This is a genomic window from Saltatorellus ferox (genome assembly GCA_007751475.1).
Taxonomy (GTDB): domain Bacteria; phylum Planctomycetota; class UBA1135; order UBA1135.
Genome location: CP036434.1, coordinates 1,710,126 through 1,730,995, shown reverse-complemented (window position 1 = coordinate 1,730,995; position 20,870 = coordinate 1,710,126). Strand labels below are relative to the sequence as shown.

13 protein-coding genes are annotated in these 20,870 nt (G+C 67.2%); 10 read left to right on the top strand and 3 right to left on the bottom strand.

What is annotated here, in order from left to right; all coding sequences use genetic code 11:
- Position 1 precedes the first annotated feature (1 nt).
- From Poly30_RS06315 to Poly30_RS06300, 4 genes are all read left to right on the top strand, one after another.
- Positions 2-1,207: an efflux RND transporter periplasmic adaptor subunit gene (locus Poly30_RS06315; RefSeq protein WP_145195407.1), complete on the top strand. Its 1,206-nt coding sequence runs from the start codon at positions 2-4 to the stop codon at positions 1,205-1,207.
- A complete protein-coding gene (locus Poly30_RS06310; protein WP_145195405.1) occupies positions 1,204-4,398 on the top strand; it encodes an efflux RND transporter permease subunit in 3,195 nt (1,064 codons plus the stop codon). The genes Poly30_RS06315 and Poly30_RS06310 overlap by 4 nt, the downstream gene beginning before the upstream one ends.
- 158 nt (positions 4,399-4,556) lie before the next feature.
- Positions 4,557-7,148 carry a sigma-70 family RNA polymerase sigma factor gene (locus tag Poly30_RS06305; RefSeq protein ID WP_145195403.1) on the top strand — a complete coding sequence of 864 codons (2,592 nt, stop codon included), beginning with the start codon at positions 4,557-4,559 and terminating at the stop codon, positions 7,146-7,148.
- A 177-nt stretch (positions 7,149-7,325) separates the two neighbouring features.
- The gene (locus Poly30_RS06300; protein ID WP_419191022.1) at positions 7,326-9,512 is read left to right on the top strand and encodes a S8 family serine peptidase; all 2,187 of its coding nucleotides are present in this window, start codon (positions 7,326-7,328) and stop codon (positions 9,510-9,512) included.
- A gap of 35 nt (positions 9,513-9,547) precedes the next feature.
- On the opposite strand, the gene Poly30_RS06295 is transcribed toward Poly30_RS06300, so the two are convergent.
- Positions 9,548-10,606: a lactonase family protein gene (locus tag Poly30_RS06295; RefSeq protein WP_419191021.1), complete on the bottom strand. Its 1,059-nt coding sequence runs from the start codon at positions 10,604-10,606 to the stop codon at positions 9,548-9,550.
- 158 nt (positions 10,607-10,764) lie between these two features.
- Between Poly30_RS06295 and Poly30_RS06290 the strand changes: the two genes are divergently transcribed.
- On the top strand, positions 10,765-11,847 hold the full coding sequence (locus Poly30_RS06290) for a hypothetical protein (RefSeq protein ID WP_145195397.1): 1,083 nt from the start codon (positions 10,765-10,767) through the stop codon (positions 11,845-11,847).
- Positions 11,848-11,917: 70 nt separating this feature from the next.
- On the opposite strand, the gene Poly30_RS06285 is transcribed toward Poly30_RS06290, so the two are convergent.
- Positions 11,918-13,339, bottom strand: coding sequence for a hypothetical protein (locus tag Poly30_RS06285; protein WP_145195395.1), 1,422 nt, complete (start codon positions 13,337-13,339; stop codon positions 11,918-11,920).
- 240 nt (positions 13,340-13,579) lie between these two features.
- Between Poly30_RS06285 and argS the strand changes: the two genes are divergently transcribed.
- Positions 13,580-15,703, top strand: coding sequence for an arginine--tRNA ligase (gene argS, locus Poly30_RS06280; protein WP_145195393.1), 2,124 nt, complete (start codon positions 13,580-13,582; stop codon positions 15,701-15,703).
- A 203-nt stretch (positions 15,704-15,906) separates the two neighbouring features.
- Positions 15,907-17,070, top strand: a complete 1,164-nt coding sequence (locus Poly30_RS06275) for a spondin domain-containing protein (protein WP_145195391.1) — start codon at positions 15,907-15,909, stop codon at positions 17,068-17,070.
- Here the strand turns inward: Poly30_RS06275 and Poly30_RS06270 are convergent.
- Entirely contained in the window at positions 17,063-17,644 is a 582-nt protein-coding gene (locus Poly30_RS06270) for a hypothetical protein (RefSeq protein ID WP_145195389.1), read from the bottom strand. The genes Poly30_RS06275 and Poly30_RS06270 overlap by 8 nt on opposite strands.
- A 6-nt stretch (positions 17,645-17,650) precedes the next feature.
- Between Poly30_RS06270 and Poly30_RS06265 the strand changes: the two genes are divergently transcribed.
- From Poly30_RS06265 to Poly30_RS06255, 3 genes are all read left to right on the top strand, one after another.
- A complete protein-coding gene (locus Poly30_RS06265; RefSeq protein WP_145195387.1) occupies positions 17,651-19,027 on the top strand; it encodes a lipocalin-like domain-containing protein in 1,377 nt (458 codons plus the stop codon).
- Between the two features lie 87 nt (positions 19,028-19,114).
- Positions 19,115-20,161: a nucleotidyltransferase domain-containing protein gene (locus tag Poly30_RS06260; RefSeq protein ID WP_145195385.1), complete on the top strand. Its 1,047-nt coding sequence runs from the start codon at positions 19,115-19,117 to the stop codon at positions 20,159-20,161.
- A complete protein-coding gene (locus Poly30_RS06255) occupies positions 20,133-20,867 on the top strand; it encodes a sugar phosphate isomerase/epimerase family protein (protein ID WP_145195383.1) in 735 nt (244 codons plus the stop codon). The genes Poly30_RS06260 and Poly30_RS06255 overlap by 29 nt, the downstream gene beginning before the upstream one ends.
- The last annotated feature ends 3 nt before the right edge of the window (positions 20,868-20,870 follow it).

Sequence of the window (20,870 nt, the reverse complement as noted above, 5' to 3'; positions counted from 1 at the left end):
CATGGCGTCTCCCATCCAGACCGCAGGCAGAATCCTGCGCTACGTCGCTCCGGTCCTCGTCATCGCGGTCGCCGTCGTCGCGGCCCGCGCGATCATCGCCGCCAAGAAGGCCCCGCCCAAGGTGGAGCGCGCCCCTCGCGTGCTGCCCGTGGAGGTCGCCCGGGCGCAGCCGATCACCGCAGCACCGACCTACGAGGCCTACGGCGTCGTCAGGCCGTTGAACGAGCTGTCGGTTCGTCCAGTGGTCGGCGGCCCCGTCGTCGAGGTCCACCCGAACATGATCGCAGGCGGTCGCGTCAAGGCGGGCGAGCTGCTCTTCCGCGTCGATCCGCGGGACTACGAGCTGAGCCTCGCCACGGCGCGCGCGGCCCTCCTGGGTTCCGAGGCGAATCTCGCGATCGAAGAGGGCTCCGCCGCCGTCGCGAAGTCGGAGTGGGAGCTGCTGGAAGATGCAATCGAAACGACGGACGCGGGCAAGAGCCTCGCGCTCCGCGAGCCCTACCTGAAGCGGCAGCGTGCCGAGGTGGAGTCCGCGCGCGCCAACGTCGGCATGGCGGAGCTCAACCTGGAGCGCACGAGCGTGCGTGCTCCCTTCGACGCCGTGATCCTGACGGAAAGCCTCGAGGTCGGCAGCCAGGTGAGCCCGGGCACCGAAGTCGCGCGGATCGTCGCCACCGGTTCGTTCCTCGTCGAGGTCAACATTCCGGCCGAGCGTACGGGTGCGCTGGACTTCAGCGGAACGCCCGCGACCATCCGGCTTTCGGATGCCGACGGTAGTCAGCCCCGCGAGGGCGAACTCCTGCGCCTCGCGGGCGAGGTCGACACGGCCGGGCGGATGGCGCGGGCGCAGATCGCGCTGATCGATCCCTTGAGTGGATCCGACCCGATGCTCCTCGGCTCCTACGTCCGAGTGGACGTTCCGCTGCAGGGGACGCCCGATGCGCTCTCCATCCCGCGGTCGGCGCTGCGCGAAGGCGACGTCGTCTGGTTGGCGAGGGACGGGAAAGAGCTCGCGTTCCAGCCCGTCACCGTCACGCACCGGCGGAACGAGGACGTGCTCATCTCCAGCGGACTGAAGCCTGGCCAGGAGGTCATCACGAGCCCGATCGCGGTGCCGGTCCCCGGAACGGCGCTGCGCGTCCTGGACGGCACCGCCAGCTCGACCCCCTCGGCTGGCGGTGAAATGGCCGGAGGTGCCGATCAATGAGCGCCGATCACGCACCCGCGGACGAAGGCCCGGCGACCGAGCCCTACAAGAGCCCTGGCGGCCCGATCGCCTGGATGGCGACGAACAGCATCGCCGCCAACCTCGTCATGATCGTGCTGATGGTCGGCGGACTCATCTTCGCGACCCAGGTCACGCAGGAGGTGTTCCCCGAGTTCGACCTCGATCAGGTCGTCGTCCGCGTCCCCTACCCCGGAGCGAGTCCGGCCGAGGTCGAGCAGGGCATCCTGCTCGCCATCGAGGACCAGGTCAGCGGCGTCGACGACGTGAAGAAGGTCACGAGCCAGGCGCTCGAAGGCGTCGGCACCGTGACCATCGAACTCGTCCTCGGTGGCGACACGAGCAAGGCGCTCCAGGACGTCAAGAACGAGATCGATCGGATCACCACGTTCCCGCTGGAAGCCGAGGAGCCTGTGGTCAGTCTCGCCGAGCGTCCGCGCAAGGTGATGAGCGTCCTCGTGCACGGGCCGATGCCAGAGGCCTCGCTACGGACGCTCACCGAGCGCGTGCGTGACCTCCTCATCGCCCACGAGGACATCACCGTCGCCGAACTCGGCGCGGCGAAAGGCTACGAGATCGCCGTGGAGATTCCGTCGGCGAACCTGCGCTCCTATGGACTGACGCTGCCCTCGGTGGCGAGCACGATCCAGCGGGCGGCGCTCGAGCTACCCGCCGGTGAGGTGCGCACCCAGTCGGGCGAGATCCTCCTGCGCACCCAGGAACGGCGCGACCTCGGCGCCGAGTTCGCCGACCTGCCGCTGGTCACCACCGACGCCGGAAGCGTCGTGCGAGCGCGCGACATCGGCCAGGTCGTGGACGCCTTCGCCGAGGACGACATCGAGGCCACCTACAACGGCCAACCCGCGATGGAGATCACGGTCAACCGCGTGGGCAAGGAGACGCCGCTCGCCGTCGCCCAGGCGGTGCGCGACGTGCTGGCGGACCTTCGTATCGATCTGCCGGAAGGCGTGGGCGTGACGGTCTGGGACGATCAGTCGAAGCGCTACGAGGAGCGACTCGACCTGCTCGGCCGCAACGCGATCATGGGTCTCGGCCTCGTGCTCCTGCTGCTCGGTCTGTTCCTGGAGCCGCGCGTCGCGTTCTGGGTGACGATGGGCATCGTGATCTCGGTCCTCGGATCCTTCGTCGTCTTCCCGACGACCGGCGCGACCATCAACATGGTCTCGCTCTTCGCCTTCATCGTGACGCTCGGAATCATCGTCGACGACGCGATCATCGTAGGCGAGAACATCTTCGAGAAGCGACAGAACGGGGTTCCTGCGCTACAGGCTGCCATCGAGGGCACGCGCGAGATCGCGGGCCCCGTGGTCTTCGCCGTGCTCACGAACATCATCGCGTTCATGCCGCTGTTCTTCGTACCGGGCTCCATCGGAAAGATCTTCCGTCAGATCCCGGCCGTGGTGGTCTCGGTGTTCGCGATCTCGCTGATCGAGTCGCTGTTCATCCTGCCGGCGCACCTCAGCCACGACTCGAAGCCTGGCAAGATCATGCGGGCGCTCTCGGCGCCCAGCCTGTTCGTGACGCGCGTCTTCGATCGACTGAGCGAGCGCTGGTTCGCCCCGCTGGTGGACATGAGCCTGCGGAACCGCTACCTCATTCCCGCTCTCGGAGTCGCGCTACTCATCATCAGCATCGGCATCGTCGGCGGCGGCTTGATCCGATCGAGCTTCCTGCCCCGCATCGATTCCGACGTGGTGACGGCCACGGCGCGGCTGCCCGTCGGAGTACCGATCTCCGAAGCACGGCGCGTGCGAGCCGCTGTCCAGGCGAGCATCGCGGGGGCCATCGAGGACCTGAACGAGGACCCGGTCGGCGGGATCTACACCCAGATCGGCGGCACGAGCGGCTCGGCGAACGAGCTCTCCCTGCGAGTCGAACTCCTGCCACCGTCCGAGCGAAAGACGGGCGGCATCGAGTTCAGCCGCGTATGGCGCCAGGCGACGGGCGAGGTGCCGGGCGTGGAGTCCCTCACCTTCAGCGCGACGAGCATGGGGCCGGGTGGCAAGGCCATCGACATTCAGCTGACCGGGCCCGAGCAGAAGCAGCTGGAGCAAGCGGCGCGTGATCTCACGGAGACGCTCGGCCGATACGAGGGCGTGAGCGACCTCGACGATGGAACGGCTTCCGGCAAGCGGCAGCTGAGCTTCAGCCTCACGCCCGAGGCCCTGAGCCTCGGACTGACGGCCCAGGACGTGGCCGCCCAGGTCCGCGCCTCGTTCTTCGGCGCGGAGGCGCTGCGCCAGCAGCGCGGGCGCAACGAGGTCAAGGTCCTCGTGCGCTTGCCCCGCGAGGAGCGCGAACGACTCAGCACGGTCGAGGACCTGATGCTGCGCACGCCGAGCGGAGGCGAGATTCCGCTCAGCGTCGCGACGAAGACCGACGAGGGACGCTCCTACACGTCCATCGACAGGCGCGACAGCCAGCGCATCATCGCGGTGACGGGCGACGTGGACCCGACGGTCGGAGACGCGAACGTGATCCTGGACAGCGTGCGCGAGAAGGATCTTGCCGAACTCGCCGAGCGCTATCCGGGCCTCGGCTACTCGTTCGAGGGTGAGCAGGAGAGCCGGCGAGAGTCGCTCTCCGCGCTGGCCCTCGGCATGGGCTTCGCGCTCTTCTCGATCTTCGCCATGCTGGCGATCCCCTTGAAGAGCTACTCCCTGCCGCTGATCGTCCTTTCGGGCGCACCGTTCGGAATCATCGGCGCGTTGATGGGACACTTCGTGCTCGGCTACGGGCTGTCGCTGATGTCGATGTTCGGCATCATCGCGCTCACAGGCGTGGTCGTGAACGACAGCCTCGTGCTCGTGGTCACGGCCAACCTGTACCGCGATCGCGGGATGACGGCCTTCGAAGCGATGCACCAGGCCTCTGTGCGGCGCTTGCGCCCGATCATGCTGACGTCGCTCACCACGTCGCTGGGTCTGTTGCCCATGATGCTGGAGTCGTCCGCCCAGGCGCGGTTCCTCGTTCCCATGGCGATCTCGCTGGGCTTCGGCGTCCTGTTCTCGACGCTGGTGATCCTTCTCTTGGTTCCGTGCCTGTATCTGATCCGAGAAGATGTGATCGACATCGCCAGGGTGGCGCGTGGCAAGAAAGCCCGCGGCGACGGACTGGGCGCAGCCTCGCACGAGATCGCGCAGGGCGCGTAGCGCTGACGGGGGCCGGTGGTAAGGGACAACCACCGGCCCCTCACCCGTTCACTTCGACTAAGCTCTTCGCACCTCGGCGCAGGACGAATCGACATGGGTCCAACGTCTGGGTCCAATACCTGAGCGCAGCCTTCGTCCCTTCGCCAGGCGCCACTTCCATGAGAGATTCAGAAGAAGAGCTGCCTGAACGTCTGGAGCAGCTGCTCCAGCAACAGGGCAGACTCCGCGCCCTCGCCCGCGGTCTCGTCAGGGATCCAGGGGCCGTCGACGATCTCGTGCAGGACACCATGCTCGATGCCGCCACCCGGGAGTCCGAGGCGGATGCTGCGGACACGGACCGGCCGCGCCCGTGGGCACGTGTGATCGCGAACCTGGCGCGAAGTCGCAGCCGGTCGGATGTCCGGCGCCGAAGGAGGGAGGTCGCCGCCGCCCAGTCGGAGGCCCAGCCCAGCGCCGCCGAGGAGGCCATGGCCGCCGAGGCGGCGCGGGAGATGGTCGATGCCGTGCAAGACCTCGACGAACCCTATCGAGAGGCCATCGTTCTCAGATACTTCGAAGGGCTGTCGCCGGGCGAGATCGTGGACCGGACCGGGGCCACGCCCGCGGCCGTCAAGAAGCAGCTCCATCGCGGTCTGTCGACGCTACGCGCCAGGCTGGAAGCGCGTATGGGACCGAATCAGCCGTGGGCGATCCTGCTTCTGCCCGCGCTGAAGTCGAAGGCGACCGGATCGCTGGCCAGCCGGAGCAAGGGGCTGACCCTGAACCAATGGGGCGCAGTGGCGGGCTGCGCAGCGATCCTGGGGGTCGCCGTCTTCCGGGCCACGATTCACGGGACCGCTTCGTCCGCGGACGCTGCTTCGGATTCCGTCGCTTCCAGGGAGGCGGCAGCGGCAAACGCGCCGCCCGATCCTGTGGTCGCGGCCGATCCCGCGAGCGCGTCGAGCACACGAACCGGCGCCGAGGCCTCCGGGCGGACCACCGTCGCCGACGCAGCTAGGCGCAGAGGGGAACCGGGTGCCCGGAGGAGCACCGGGCCTCTTCCGAGGTACGCACGTTCCTTCCGAGCCAGGCTCGTGGACGATCGTGGCAGGCCCCTGGGATCCGAGGTCCTGAAGGATCTCAGGTTCGAGTTTCGGTTCTCCGAGGCGGAGATCGCCCTCCACGGGCCGCCGACCACGCTCGCTCTTCAGCCGGACGCCGAGGGTTGGCTCGAGTCCGACCTGATCCCGCGGTCGCCGCTCTTCCGCCATGGCCGACTGGGCGTCACCGCTGGGGATTGGAGTCTTCTCGCCATCGGTTTCGAGGGCGAAGACCGCCCCGACGGGCGCGCCGTGCTGATGCCCGCGGTCCGCGTCGCCGGAGTCGTCCTTGACGCGGGCGGCGCACCCGTGGCGGACGCACTGGTCTCGATCTCAGCCGACCTCGCCTCCCTCGGAACCTACCCGGGAGGTCTGTTGACCGACACCTCCGTCGTCTGCGATCCAGTGACGACGGATACGGAGGGACGTTTCGACCTGGGATCCGTCCCGAGCCACTCCGGGTTCACCCTCTACGCTGGACGCCCCGATACGGGCGGCGTTCGAGTCGCCGTACCCTCCGTGGATCGAGCCGATCTGATGCTGCAGCTCGGGCTGCCCCAGCAGGTGACCTCCACGGCTGTCACCGGGCGCGTGGTGACCCCACGCGGTGACGGAGTCGAGGACGCTGCGGTGCACCTCGGATGGCTGGAGACCCGCACCGACAGGGAGGGGTGGTTCCGACTCGAGAGTTCGGCCGACGCGCTTCGGCGGATCGGAGCCGACGGCCACAGGCTCATCGCCGTCACCAGCGACGGGCGATTCGACCACCTCGAGTTCGACGCGGAGCAGATGGGGCCCCATGTCGTGCGGATCCCGAGGGCCATGGAAACGCTGGAGGGTCGCCTTCTCGGCGTGGGCGGTGAGCCCCTTGTCGGGGCCATGGTCTCCGTCTTGAACGGGACGCGCCCGGGAGGCTCGGTGCGTTCTCTGGAAGAGGGGCTCGACGGCGAACCCGAGCGCACCTCCGAAAACGGGCGGTTCGAGCTGACCCATCTGGAACCCCGGCCCTACTCCCTGCGCTTCCTTCGACGCGATCCGTTCCTCGTGTTCGACGCCGAGGGTCTCACTCCCGGCACGGAGGGCATCCAGGTCCGGCTGCCGTCCGATCACGCGGCTCAGCGGGTGACAGGTCGCGTCCTCGGGGTCCATGGCGAGCCACTCGTGGGTCTTCGCGTTTCGCCACTGGCGTTTCCCACGGAAGGTAGGAGCCTCTACTACTGGGCGGTCGAGGGCGCCTCGTTCCTGACGGATGCGGACGGTCGATTCGAGCTTCCCACGATGCCGAGGAAGAGGGCCTTCCTGCACTTCGATCCGCGGCCGAACGACCGCGTCGAAGGCGAACTGGTGGCGGTCGAGAAACTGGATCTCGATGGACCGATCGAGGTCGTTCTGGCTCTGGCCTGCGAGGTCATGCCGACCCTGCGCGAGGGCTCCATCGGCAGCGTTCTTCGCTTCACCGATCGTTCCGGGGCGAGCGTGCGCGTCACGCGCGTCGTTCCGGGTGGGATGCGCATCGAGGATGAGGTGCGCCAGGCCGAGGACGGGTCCTTCGGGCTGCTCAGGTTGCCAGCGAGTACAGCCAGGGTGGAAGTTCGAGCGGGCTCCGGAGAGCTGATGCGGACGGTCGAGCTCAGGCTGGACCCCATGGTGCTGCTCCAACCCACCTGGTGAGCCGGGTGGTGAGCCGCGGGTGCCAGGGCTCACCCTGGGAGAGTGCGCATTTCTTACGACGGAGTTGTCCCCCGGAGCAAGGTCGGTGGCCCTGTCGCCATGTGGAGTGCCAGTACGCGCTCCGCCTGTTCTCTCAGACTCTCCCGCGGTCCCCCTCCTGTCGCGCTGCGACTGGCCATGACACATCCCAAGACGATCCAACTGACTCTCGCGTCCATCCTTGCCCTTACCTGCACACCAGGGCTGGCGGCCGCGCAAGACCTTCCCCTTTCCACCCGGCTCCAGATCAACGCGGTTCAGGCGGAGAAGCGCGCCCGCACCGCGTTCGAGCAGAAGCTCGAAACGAGCCTTCTCTACCTCGCGCGTGAGTCCGCAGGTCAGCTCGCCGTCGAGGGTGTGCCGTCGATGCGCTCACGACTGACCCCGGAAGAAGACGGACGGGTCTGCGTGGATCTCGACGCGCTTCCCGGGGCAGCGCTCCACGCGTTCATCGAGTCCGGTGGCGGAGTCGTCGAGTTCGAGTCCACGCGCTTCGAGTCGATTCGGGCGCGGGTGCTTCCTTCGGCGCTTCTCGAGCTGAGCCAGCGCTCCGACGTTCGGCGCGTCCGGAAAGGCCACCAGCCGATCCGCCACACGGGTTCGGTCACGAGCGAGGGAGATGCGACGCACAAGGCGGATTCCTCCAGAACTCTCTATGGCGTGGACGGAACCGGCGTCCAGGTCGGCGTCATCTCCGACAGCGCGGACGGTTCGGCGAATTCGATCAGCCTCGGCGACCTCCCGGCGGGATTCACGGTGCTCCCGGGCTTCTTCGGATCCGGAAGCGGCGAGGGCACGGCGATGAGCGAGATCGTCCACGACCTCGCGCCGGGAGCCGAGATCTTCTTCGCGTCCGCCGAGGGCGGCAAGGCTGCCTTTGCCAGCGCCATCCTGCAGCTCAAGGCCGCAGGATGTGACGTCATCGTCGACGATATCTCGTACGGAAACGAGTGGCAGTTCCAGGACGACGTCATTGGCCAGGCCGTCAACGAGGTCGTCGCCGGCGGTGCGGTCTACCTCTCCTCGTCGGGCAACGAGGGCAGCCTCTACCGCGGCAACTCAACCACCTGGGAAGGAGACTTCCTCGACGATGGCCCCGGCGCGGGGCCGCTGTCCGGCGCCGGGCGCGTTCACAGCTTCGGCGGCCAGAACTGGAACACCGTGGTCGGCGACCCCTCCAACGGCACTCTGCAGTGGAGCGACGAGTACAACTCCTCCAGCAACGACTACGACCTCTTCGTGCTGAACGCAGCCGGAACCGCCGTCGTGTCTTCGTCCACGGACACACAGAACGGGACGCAGGAGCCGTTCGAGTTCGTCTACGACGTGCAACCTGGAGAGCGGATCGTGGTCGTCAAGTTCGGCGCCACCGCGGAAGACCGGTACCTTCGACTCTCGTTCACCGGAGCCCCTCTGCTGATCGGCACGGAAGGCCAGACGATCGGGCACGCGGGTACGCCCAGCTGCATCTGCGTCGCTGCGACGGAAGCGCCTGCGGCCTTCCCGAACCCGTTCTCGACGTTCTCGATGACCGAGATCTCCTCCTCGGACGGCCCGCACAGGCAGTTCTATCTTCCGGACGGAACCCCCATCACCCCCGGCAACTTCCTCGCCAGCGGGGGCGTGACGATTCTCACCCCAGCGCTCACGGCCGCGGACGGCGTCGTCACCACGCTCCCGCCGACCAGCGGGCTCAACCCGTTCTACGGCACCAGCGCAGCGGCGCCCCACGCCGCTGCGATCGCCGCGCTGCTCATCGAGCGCAACCCGGCTCTCAGCAACCTTCAGATCCGTGCGGCGCTGGAGTCCAGCTGCCTCGACATCGAAGCTCCAGGGTTCGACGTCAACAGCGGCAACGGAGTCCTCATGGCGGACCTCGCGCTGGCGAACGTCTCCCCCGAGCCTATCGGCACGGCCTACTGCACGGCGACGGCGAACTCCACCGGGGTCCCCGGTGAGCTCGCTGCGCTCGGGTCGCCTTTCGTCTCGGTCAACTTCGTGAAGCTCGTCGCGGATCAGCTGCCGCAGAATGCGTTCACTCTGTTCCTTGCCTCGAGGACCCAGGACTTCGTCCCCGCGATGAACAGCATGGGCAACCTTTGCCTCGGTGGATCCATCGGCCGAGGTGTCGGCGGGCAGGTCTACTTCAGCGGTGCGGCCGGAGCCGTCGAAGCGAGCGCGAACCTCTTCGCGATCCCCATGCCCACCGGAACCGTCGCAGTGATGCCTGGCGATACCTGGAACTTCCAGGCATGGTCACGCGACGCGGTCGGCGGAGTGGCGACGAGCAACTTCACCAACGGCGTCCAGGTCACGTTTCAGTGATCTGAGGGGCATTCCCCACGCGAGGGGACGGGTCGTCACCGGGCCAGCACGCAGGAGATCTCGGCGGGCGCCTCCCAGGAGCCGCCCGCCTCTCCCAGCTCGCCCGTCTTCGAGAGAGTCAGGGTGACGACGTTCTTGGAGCGCGTGTTGGCGATCCACACGCGCTCCCCCTGCGGGTCCAGAGCGAACGTTCTCGCGTGGATACCCCCGGTCGACCGACGAGAAACCTCCCGAAGGGCTCCGTCTTCGCCGATGGCATAGGCGGTCAGGTCGTTGGCGGGCTCGCGGTTGACGGCGAAGAGAAAGCCGCCGTCGGCAGAGATGTGAATGTCTGAGCTCCGGCTGCCGGACTCGGTGAAGCCCTCGGAGAGGTTCGATGTTTGGCCGCGGCGAGACCAGCGCTTCCCCTCCTCCTGCAGAGTGAAAGAAGTGATCGTGCTGGAGTGTTCCCCCAGCACAAAGGCCCAGGGCTGACTGGGGTGCAGGGCCATGTGACGCGGCCCTGAACCGGCCGCGACAGCGGCGGCCCCGGCCCAAGTGAGCGCCCCGGACTTCGGGTCGACCGACAGGATGGCCACTTGATCAGCGCCGAGCGCGGGCACGTAGGCGAGCTCGCCACCGGGGTGCCAGCACACCTGATGGGCTCGGGTCAAACGCTTGTCCTCTGAGCCCCCCATCCGACCGACCGCGGCCTGCGGCAGGCCTTCGGCGCTGATCGGAAGGCAGCTGACGGCTCCCTCACCGTAGCTGGCGACCAGCGCCCAGCGCGCGGACGGATCGAGCGCCACGTGGGTCCCGCTGATTCCGACCAGGGCTTTCCCCAAGGTCTCGAACGTCGCGGATGCCTGGTTCCAGCGCACGGCCATGAGATGCTCGCTGCCCAGCGCGTAGACGATCGGAAGGCTCGGATGCGTCGCGAGGAACCTCAGCGGCTCCCCGAGATCGAGGGAGACGACGCTGTCCCCCGGCAAGCCATTCACCAGCGCAACGCTGTGGAGCGATCCATCTCCGCACGAGACGAAGAGATGACTTGCCGGCGGGGCAGGGCGAGAGGGAGCGAGGAACAGGACGGCGACGAGAAGGATCCATTGCATGCCCGCGAGCATAGGGATCGGGCACGAACCGCCGGCTCCCAATCCCACCGGGAGCCCGCGCTGTACGGATCCCATACGCCTTGCACCCCGCTCAGTTTCCAAAGGGACCCTACGATCGGGGGACGACACCCCGACCCCAGCCTCTCCCCCACCTTCCGATGAAGCACCTACTCGTCAGCTCCATTCTCTTCTCAGCGCCCGCCCTCGCCAACGAAGTCGTCATTCCCAACCAGGCTCCGAGCACGGCGGGGTCCGGCGGCTACAGCACGCTACTGCACGGCATGCCGCGCTCTTACCAGGTCGTCATCGGACCCGAAGAGTTGATGAGCGTCCCCGCCGGCAGCACGATCACCGGCATCACGTGGCGGCGCCCCACGTGGATCTCGTACTCCGACTGGCCGGGCAGCGGATCCACCTGCTCCTGGACGAACTACGATATCTACCTGTCGCAGTCGCAGAACGCCGCGGGTTCGCTGAGCACCACCTACACCGACAATCTGGGGCCGGACCTGACGCTGGTGCGTAGCGGTCCGATCTCGCTGTCCGGCGCGTACTTCCCGGGCGGCGCGGTCAGTCCCCAGGTCAACGCGTTCGGGATGATGCTCCCGTTCTCCACCCCATACGTCTACCAGGGCGGTGACCTCCTGCTCACCGTCCGCCACGATGGCAACAGCTGCGGATCGAATGCTAGCCTCGACACGGTCCCGAGCGCCTTCACCCAGGCCATCGGCGTATCGAGCTACACCCAGCCCGATAGCTGGTACGGCCAGGGCTTGATCGTGATGAAGCTGGAGTTCTCGGAGCCGACCGGGCCGGGCACGAACTACTGCATGGCCAACAACACCTCGCTCGGAGCGCCCGCCGTCATGGGCGCGAGCGGCAGCCAGACGCTGGCCGACAACGAGCTCACGCTCGAGGCGTCAGGGCTCCCGCCGTTCTCCTTCGCGTTCTTCATCACGAGCCAGACGCAGGCGTTCGTGGCGAACCCCGCGGGCAGCGCGGGCAATCTCTGCCTCTCCGGCAGCGTGGGTCGCTACGTCGGACCCGGGCAGATCCAGCAGGCGGGCACCGCGGGCACGATCGCCCTTGCTGTCAATCTCGGCATGATCCCCCAGCCGAACGGATTCGTCTCCGCGATGGTGAACGAGACCTGGAACTTCCAGGCCTGGTTCCGCGACACGGGGAGCACGGGAACCCCGACCTCCAACTTCACCGACGGGCTGGCGATCACCTTTCTTTGAGGAAGCGCGCGGCACCTAGTCTAGGGTTCCGCAGAGGCAGGCCAGGCCCGCCAGTGACTCAACTGCTGGCTCATTGCCAGATCACCGCCACTCCGTTGGTGAAGTTGGACGTCGGCTGACCCGCGCTGGAAGAATCGCGGTGCCACAGCTGGAAGTAGCTTGTCGTTCCGGCGGCAGCGGCGTAGCTGCTGGTCGGCCTCGGAATGGACTGCGTGGACCATTCGCCCGCCGAAGTGGAGAGTTCGATGCGGCCGGCGAGGCCGCTGTTCTTGACCTGGCCAGGGCCCACGAAGCGGCCGATGGCTCCGCCCAGGCAGAGGTTGCCCTCGCTTCCCGCCGGCTGGGCCACGAATCCAGACGTTTGCGAGGTCAAGAAGTAGCCCAGCGCGTTGCCTCGCACGTTCGATGCGATCAGCACGACGGAGTCGTCCGACGCGACCGGCGACCCTTCGACGGTGAGGAGCGACTTGAGGCCTTCACCATGGGGCCGTGCGGCGCAGTACGCCTCGAACGCCTCCGTTGGGCACGGATCCGTCGACGCATGGATTTTCATATGCACCGCCGCCAGCGGCCCCCCGATCGCGCCGCTACACGGATTCATGTTCCGATAGCCTCCGAAGAAGAAGCATCGGGTGTTGCCGCTGTTCACGAAGTCCTCCACCCAGCAAATGTCTTCGTTGAGGTACCCCGACCCGGCACCGTTGCAGAGGCTCGGCGGACCGAAGTAGGTTCCCGTGCCGTCCGTGATCTCGTCCTGGAAGCCGAAAGGCGTCTGCGCGAACCGGGGATCCGTCGAATTCGGATCTCCGGCAATGAGCCAACCAGCGGGAGCCAGGCTGTTCGGCTCGGAGCCAGCGTAGGCCAGGCGGAAGCCGAAAGTGTCGACCCTGGGATCGTCGTCCCAGCTCCCATCGACAGGGTCTCCGTCGGCGCTCATCGAGAACTCTTGCCCTCCCGAAAGGTCGATCGTGATCGTCCAGCATCCTCCGGCCGCGGGAAAGCCCGTGACGGTCACGGAGGCCGTCACAGGAATCGGGTTCGTCGTCCGGCAAGCGCTGAACGCCTCCATGAACTCGAACGTCCACCCGCTGGAGCCAGGGCTCCCCATGTCGCAGTACCCGATCTCGAAGGCATTGACGCGGTAGCATTCGCGGTTCGGTTGGCTCTGGAACGTGCCTCCGTTCGACGACCCCGGGAGGCCGCCGCTATCGCTGACGCGGCCCCCGGGCGCGAACCCTCCGCGGATGCCGGTCGCGGTGAAGTAGCTGCTGGGCGAGGTGTTGTCGTAGATCACGTCCGGCCCGAACGAGGCCACCGTGGGTCCGGTGCGTGTCCAGGTGCCCGTGGCCACGTGATAGATGCCCGCGTTCCGGACGGGGCCAGGAACGCGCTCGGGCTGGACCGTGAGAGGTTCGAGGCTGGCGGTCTGGGCGAGCGACAGGGCCGGGATGGCGGCGGCGAGCAGGACTCGCGAGAGAAGGGCACGTTGCATGGCGAGAAGGAAGGGATTTTGGCGTCGGCGGCCCCCATCGGACCTGGACCGGGAAGAACCTCAGCCTAGCCGAGGCGCTGGCTTTTCCAGAATAGATAAAATGAACAAAAAACGAACGGTGGGTCGACGATCCAGGCCCATCCATGCGGTCCTCGATCCGGCGCGTGTCCGCAATGCCAGAGCCGCCTTTTCGTCCGTTTCTTGGCCGCTCTCCGACGCGACTCTGGTTCCCTACCGCGCATGCAGTACGAAGCAGAGATCGCGCAGATGATCCAAGGGCTCCTGGCGTCCGCCCCATTCGACACGGAGATGGCCGCGGCGGACCTGGAGAGCTGGCTGGAGCGCCCCAAGGATCCCAAAATGGGCGATCTGGCCTTCCCCTGCTTTCGCCTGTCGAAGGTGCTCCGCAAGGCCCCGCCGCAGATTGCCACGCAGCTCGGAGAGGGCATCACCGAGACGATGCTCAGCGCCGCAGGCCTCGAGAAGGTCGTCGTGGCCGGGCCGTACCTGAACTTCTACGTGGCGCGGGCCGAGCTCGCGGGCGCCACCATTCCGGCCATCCTGGACGGCCCGTTCCTCGCCCGTCGCGACGCGCGAGGCGAGAAGGTGATGGTCGAGTACTCCCAGCCGAACACCCACAAGGCGTTCCACGTGGGGCACCTGCGGAACGCTTCCCTCGGCGACTCGATCGCGCGGCTCCTGGATTGGGTCGGCAACGAGGTCGTTCCCGTCAACTACATCGGCGACGAGGGCACCCACGTCGCGAAGTGCCTCTGGCACCTGCGCACGCAGTTCCAGGGCGAGATCCCTACCACCCACCGCGGTGAGTTCCTCGGTGAGCAGTACTCGACCGCGACCGAGCTCCTCTCCCTGGACACGCTGACGCGCGCGCCGCGTCCCGGCGTGCTCGTGGCCGAGGTCGTCTCGTGCGCCCCGCACGCGGAGGAGCCGAAGTGGCACGTGGCGGAGGTCCGCCTCGGCGGAGAGACGGTGACCGTCGTGGCGGGCGTTGGCGGCTTCGCAGCGGGGAACCGCGTCGCGTACGCGGCGCCCGGCCAGCGGATCGCCGGCAAGGAAGTCGGCGTGGTGAAACGCAAGGGCGTTCTCTCCACCGGCATGCTCCTGAGCGAGGCCGAACTCGGAATCTCTGACGACAACGAGACCATCGCGGTGCTTCCGGCGGACGCTGCCGTGGGCGAAGAGGTGGCCGAGGTATACCGCAAGGACGGCGCGCTCCCGGCGGACGTGAAGGTGCTCGATGAGTTCCGTCGCCGCAACGCCGAGGTCAGCGCCGTGCTCCAGGCCATCGAGAGCGGAAGCGGCGAGATCTGGGAGCAGTGGAAGGAAACGAAGGACTGGTCCATGGACGAGTTCAAGCGCATCTATCGCTGGATCGATTCGCGGTTCGATCACGACTTCTTCGAGTCCGAGCTGGGCGAGGAGTCCAAGGCGCTGGTGCGCGAACACCTCGGGACCGGCGTCTTCAAGGAGTCCGAAGGCGCCATCGGCGCGGACCTCTCGGAGTACGGCCTCGGGTTCTGCGTGCTCATCAAGACGGACGGCACGGCGCTGTACGCGACGCGCGATCTCGCGCTCGCCCGCCGCAAGTTCGATGAGTTCGGCGTCGATCGATCGCTCTACGTGGTGGATGACGCGCAGACGCTGCACTTCCAGCAGGTCTTCAAGTGCCTCGAGCTCATGGGCTACGAGCAGGCCTCGAAGTGCCAGCACCTCGGCTACGCCCAGGTGGTCCTGCCGGACGGGAAGATGAGCAGCCGCAAGGGCAACGTCATCCTCTTCTCGCAGCTCGAAGAGCGACTGCTCTCGAAGGTTCGCGAGGAGTTCCTCGACAAGTACATCGGCGACTGGCCCCAGGAGGAGATCGACGAAGCGGCCCACCGGATCGCGTTGGCGACCATGCGCTACGGCATGCTCAACCAGGTCAACAGCTCGAAGATCATCTTCGACCTCGATGAGTGGAGCGCGCGCAGCGGCAACACGGGCCCGTACATGATGTACGCCTACGCGCGGACGCGCTCGATCCTGCGCCAGGTCGGCGAAGTGGACAGCGGCTCCGTCGATTGGGCGCTCCTGGACCACGAGCTGGAGAGCGACCTGATCGGCTTCCTCGCGGACTATCCCCGCAACTTGGAGCGGGCCGCGGAGCAGCTTCTCCCCCAGATCGTGTGCACCTACGCCTACGAGCTGAGCAAGAAGTTCAGCCGCTGGTACAAGGAGTGCTCGGTCATGCACGCCGAGACCGAGGCCCTCAAAGCGACGCGCTTGCAGCTGGTGGACGCGACCGGCCGGGTGATCCAGCACGCGCTTTCGCTGCTGGGAGTGGCGACGATCGAGCGGATGTAGTGCGCCAGAGTGCTTCGGCCTCTGCGCTTCGGTGGGGGCACTTCGATAGGGGCGCTCCGGCCCGGGCGCTTTGCCGCACGCTTGCCGGAAATACAGGTTTCGGAAAACTCTTCGTCACGGCGAGAGGCTCGACTCGAACTCGGCTGGACCCCGCGTCACCTCGACCTCCACCACCGAAGGAACGTGCGCGTTCCAGACGATTCATGTCACTGTATCCTCGCTACTCCTCCACCTTCTTCTTCGCCCTTACCCTCGTCTCCGCCGCATCGGCGCAGGATCGCATCGCGATCAGCATCGAGAACCTTGCACCGTCCATGGGCACCTTCCAGACGCCGTTCTGGGTGGGTTTCCATGGGGGCCAGTTCGACCTCTATGACCGGGGAGCGCCGGTCAGCTCTCCCCTGGAGCGTCTCGCCGAGGACGGAGCCACCGGCTTCATCGCGAGCAGCTTCCTGGCCTCGGGCGCAGGCAGCCTCGAGGCCACGATCCCCGGCCCCAATGGCCCGATCGCGCCCGGCGACCGGGCGTTCCGGATGCTGCTCGTGAATCCCATGGATCCCGGCAGCCAGTTCTTCGCCTATGCGTCGATGGTGCTGCCGTCGAACGACGCCTTCGTCGCCAACGGAAACCCGATGGCGCACCCCGTGTACGACGCCCAGGGGCAGTTCATCTTCGAGGACTTCATCGATGCGGACGTCCTGGACGCCGGTTCGGAAGTGAACGACGAGCTGCCCGCGAACACCGCGTTCTTCGGGCAGATGATGCCTGACACCGGCACCGTGGAAGGCGGCACGGTCGAGCTCCACCCCGGATTCCTTCCGGCGGGCAGCGGCGGCATCCTGGACGACTTCCGCTATCGGAACGGACAGTTCACGCGACCCGGCTACGCCAATGTGATGATTCGGATGCGCCGCGCGCCCGCGATCACGGCAGAGCGGACCTACACCGCCCTCACGAACGGCAGCAACGTCGTGCCCGCCGTGGCGACGCCGGCGACCGCCCGCGTGGGCGCGCTGCTCCGCGAGAACGGAACGCTCCTGCGCATCGTCTTCGCCAAGCGCAACCTGGAGAACGTGATCGGCGCCGAACTGCGCCTTGGGGGCCCAGGGGAGAATGGCCCCGCCGTCGCCACCGTCGTCGGGCCACTGGCGCCCGCGGGCGGTAGCTTCGGCGGCGATACGCTCACCATGGACGTGCGCGGATCGATGCTGACGGGCCCCCTCGCCGACTATCCCCTCGATGCGCTCAGCGCAGAGCTCGAAGCGGGCAACGTCTACTTCCTCGTGAGAACGAGCGACGGAGACGACACCACCTCCGGCAGCCCGGGCGACAACCCCGCCGGCGAGATCCGCGGTCAGTTCAACTGATCGAGGAATCGGTCGCGGGGCCTCGGGCTCTGCGACCGATCCATAGCACGCCGATCACGACGCAGAACGTCGGAAGGAACTGAACGATGGACTCGAACCGGGCCTCTTCCAGCGCTTCTCCGGTCAGCTGACCCGCAGGCTGCTTCCAGGCGATGCCGACCATCAGCGCCGCCGAGATCGCGCCTACCGCGAGCAGGTCGCGGCGGGCGGCGATCACGCTCGCGAGCACGGCGACCAGCGTGAAGTTGATCACGTTCACGTGGACCGGCTCGCCGTTCGACCAGGCGAGCGTGCCCACGAGCGCCAGCAGGCCGTAGACGAGGGTTCCCGCGGCGAGCGCTGTGCGGCCCCGCTTCAGGAGCGCCAATAGCCCGAGGCAGAGCAGAACGCACGCGCCGTTGGAAGCGGCGACGCGCCACAGGTACTTCGGCTCGAACCCCTCGCCGAAGAGGAAGATCGGCGCCGTCACCACGGCCGCCAGGAGCACGAGCTTGATGAGCGCCGCCGTGAGCGCTGTCTGTTCTTCTTCATCCCCCATGGCGGGGCAGAGGCTACAACGGGAACGACGTATCATGGCGCCATGAAAGTGGTTCTCGAAATGGGCCTCGTGGCCGCCGTGTGGATGGGACCGTCGGTTGGCACAGGCGCCGCCCCGTTGTTGCCAGGCGACGGACCGCTGCTGGAGAAGCAGCTTCAGGAAGTGGGCGATGCACGCTTCCACCTGCCCCGCGGCTGGAAGATCAAGACGGCCACGGAGGGTGAACCAAGAGCAGGCGAGACCTACCTGCACCTCACGCACGTCGACGAGGATGGCGAGATCAGCCAGATCGCCTTGATGCAGGTCCGCGGCACGCGCGGGCAGCTGAAACAGTCGGCGCTGACGCTTCTGAGCGCGGACAGATTCGGCTTCGACGTCACATTGGACGACGTCACCCTCACCGAGGCCAGGCAGGGTTATCCGGTGGCCTATGTGCGTGACTGGGCAAGGTCGGATGAGCTCAAGCGCGGCGTCGAAGCGCGTGCTTTCGCCATGAAACCGAAGAGTGCCCTGGAACTCGTCCTCTACCTCAGCACGGCGGACGGCGTCGCCGAGTACGAACGCGAGGCCGAGTTCGAGGCATTCATGCGAGACCTTCGGTTCGCTTCGGCGAAGGACCCGATCTTCGATCCGATGACGCCACGCGCCTCTGTCGATAGAATCAATGCGCTCGCTTACACGACGAGCCTGGTCAACACATTCAACGCGTTCGGCGGCATGGACCTCGACACGAACGTCGAATACGTGTACCTGGCGGCGGACGGTCACTACACCCGGACCATTCCGGCGGATGGACGCCTGGACCGGATTGACTGGGAGAAGCTGCTGCGGGAGGAACCCACAGACGCTGGCGTCTACGAGATCCGTCGGAAGAAGGGCTCCGACGAAGCCAGACTCATCCTTCGAACTCTGGATGAGTACGGTTTCCTCGACGAGGTCGAGGGACGTTTGGAGTTCGAGCCCGCTGGCGATGCCGGAGCGGGCAGGGAGACGAGAGAGAAGTCCAAGGTGAAGGCGCTAGAGATCGACGGCTCGGAACAACTGCTGCTCCCGCCGCTGGAGCGCAGGCGCTTGCGCGGCCGGTACACCTACATCTACGGGTCGACCGGCTCCACCGCCTTCAGCAGCGGCAGCTTCTCGGGCTCCAAGACCATCGTCTTCACGCGCACCGGCAAGTTCGAGTCCTCCGGCTACTTTGCAGCCAGCTTCAGCCACGAAACCGGCGGCTCCACGACCTCGGGCGTGACGGGATCCGAGAAACCCTCTACCAGGGGAACCTACTCGCTGGAAGGTCATACGCTCACGCTTCACTTCGACGACGGAACCGTCGCCGAGCGGTTTTGCCACCCCTGCGGCGACGAAGACGACGCGATGCTCATGATCGACGAGTCGCCCTACCTCTTCAAGGGACGCAGGTAGGCTCATCCGCCGTTCGCCAGCGAGATGGGAGCGGGATGATGGGTCAGCCTTGCGTCAGACCTCGATGCCCCCCATGATCCTCGCCCCATGGCGTCACTCCTCGAAGAACTCCAAGTGCGGCTCGGAGCCGACTGGGCCGCGATTCGCGCGGCCAAGGAGGCCGCGCGGGACGAGCGCGGCCGACTGCGCAAGAACCTCCAAGGCTGCGGCACCACGGACGCGGCGATCGTCGCCTTCGGCTCGCTCGCGCGCGAGGAGGTGACGAGCGGATCGGACCTCGACTGGACGCTTCTGGTGGACGGCCCCGCCAAGCGAGACCACTGGCCCAGCGTGCACCGGATCCGCACCACCCTGGCGGACTCCGACACGAAGCCGCCCAACCCGAGCGGCGCGTTCGGGACGATGGCCTTCAGCCATGAGCTGGTCCACCGGATCGGCGGCGATACCGATACGAACAAGATCACGACCCAGCGGGTGCTGCTTCTCCTGGAGTCCGCCCCCATCGGGCCGAGCGCGGGCGCCGCGGTCCATCGGCGCGTCGTGCGCAGCGTGCTCGACTCCTACCTCGGGGACGATGCGGTCACCTATGACCGGATCCCCCACGTGCTCTTGAACGACGTCGTTCGCTACTGGCGCACGGTCACGGTGGACTTCGCGGCCAAGGCTCGCGAGCGCGGCGACCGCGGCTGGGCGATCCGAAATCTCAAGCTGCGCACGGCGCGCAAGCTGATCTTCGCGGCCGGGCTGGCGCTCTGCCTTCGACGCGTGCACTCGACGCCCGAGAACGCGCGCAACGACGTATCGCCCGAGGCGCGCGCGGAGCTGCTGGAAGCGCTCGTCGCCGACGTGGAGCGAACGCCCGTGGAACTGCTGGCGAGCGTCACGGCCGAGTCGCGCGACATGGACGCACTGGCGGCTCCGCTCTTCGAAGCGTACGACCGTTTCCTCGCGCTCGTGGACGACCCCGATCAGCGCGGGAGGCTGGAGAAGCTCAGCCGAGCGGACGCCGACACGGACGAGATCTGGCAGAGCGCCCGCGTGATCGGCCGCGACTTCGGGCGCGCGGTCCAGGCGTTCTTCTTCGATGAGAAGAGCCTCTTCTCCGATGCCATTCAGCGCTACGGGGTCTTCTAGGATGCGGTACGGCTACTCCACCGGTGCCCTGACCAAGGGCGACTTCCGCGCGGCCCTGCGCATGCTCGAAGCCCACGACGTCAGCGGCGTCGAGATCTCGGCCCTGCGCATGCACGAGCTCGAGGAGATGATCGAGGCGCTGCCGACGCTGGACCTCGCGCGGTACGGGGGGCACGTGAGCCTGCACGCGCCCAGCAAGTTCGACGCCGCCGAGGAGGGCCCGCTCGCGGAGCGGCTCGCTGGCATCGCCCAGCTCGTGGAGGGCATCGTCGTGCACTCCGAGGCGATCCTAGACGCCAGCGCGTGGCGTCCGCTGGGCGACAAGGTCTTCATCGAGAACGCCGACGGGCGCAAGCGAACCGGGCGCACGACCGCGGAGATGGAAAAGATCCTCGCCGAGCTTCCGGAGGCGCGTGTCTGCCTGGATCTCGCGCACGTCTACCAGGTGGATCCGAGCCTGATCGAAGCGCGGCGCATGCTCCGCGCGATCGGCTCGCGCGTGGGCCAGATCCACCTGAGCCAGCTCGACCACAGCTGCGGCCACCAGCCGCTGATGTACGGCGTCGTGCACGAGTTCCAGAGCCTCGCCTCGCTCGTCCCCGAGACGACGGTGATCCTGGAGAGCTGCGTCGACGAGGACGAGATCGGCTTCCAGCTGGAACTAGCGCGGCAGTGCTTCCTGCCGGCTGCCACGCCGCAGGTCTGAACG